This window comes from Bradyrhizobium genomosp. III (assembly GCF_000261705.1).
GTDB lineage: Bacteria > Pseudomonadota > Alphaproteobacteria > Rhizobiales > Xanthobacteraceae > Bradyrhizobium > Bradyrhizobium ottawaense.
Map to the genome: position 1 here is coordinate 1 of NZ_AJQF01000604.1, position 832 is coordinate 832.

1 protein-coding gene is annotated in these 832 nt (G+C 59.0%); it reads left to right on the forward strand.

Features of this window, described 5'->3' with window-relative positions:
* The first annotated feature begins 59 nt into the window (after nucleotides 1-59).
* Nucleotides 60-820, forward strand: a protein-coding gene (locus IC66_RS44925) for an IS5-like element ISBj2 family transposase (protein WP_110115815.1) whose coding sequence is annotated in 2 segments (ribosomal slippage) — nucleotides 60-399 and nucleotides 399-820 — 762 coding nt in all. Because the reading frame shifts where the segments join, the coding sequence is not laid out codon by codon here.
* Nucleotides 821-832 lie beyond the last annotated feature (12 nt).

Consider the following 832-nt stretch of genomic DNA (forward strand, 5'->3'; position numbering starts at 1 on the left):
CTGTACCTAAATAGCGCCACGTGATTCTCTTGCCTACGTGTTGATTCGGGGGCGAGAGAATGCGCGCTGGTTTGTTTTGGCTGAACGACAGGCAATGGGCGCGTATCGAACCGCATCTGCCGAGGGGACTGACGGGGCCGGATCGGGACGACGACCGACGCATCGTCAGCGGCATCATTCACATGCTGCAATCGGGTGCACGATGGCGTGATTGTCCACGTGAATACGGCCCTTACACGACGATCTACAATCGCTTCAATCGCTGGGCCAAGCGAGGACGATGGTGCGCAATCTTCGAAGCGCTGGCCAAGCCTGGCGAAGACGGCGTCGTACTGTCGCTCGACTCGACCTCGATTAAAGCTCACCGGTGTGCCTCCGGCGGAAAAGGGGGGAGCACAATCAAGCAATCGGCCGCTCGCGCGGAGGCCGCACGACAAAAATCCATGCGCTGAGCGATCCGCTCTGCCGGCCGGTCGTCCTGCATCTGACTCCAGGCCAGGATGCCGATATCGCTGCGGCTCCCGATGTCCTGGCGCTCGCGCCACCCATGAGCGTGCTCCTCGCCGACAAAGGGTATGATGGCGACAAGCTTCGCGGCGCAATCATTCGTCGTGGCGCCAAGCCCGTAATCCCCAATAAATCTAACCGTGTCGTCATCCATCGCTTCAACAAACGCGCCTACAAAGGACGAAATGTCATCGAACGCTGCTTTTGCAGGCTCAAGGACTTCCGGCGCATCGCCACGCGATATGACAAGCTCGCCCGTAATTTTTTGGCCGCTGTTCATCTCGCCGCTCTCGTCGCATATTGGCTCAATTGAGTCTGGACCCTA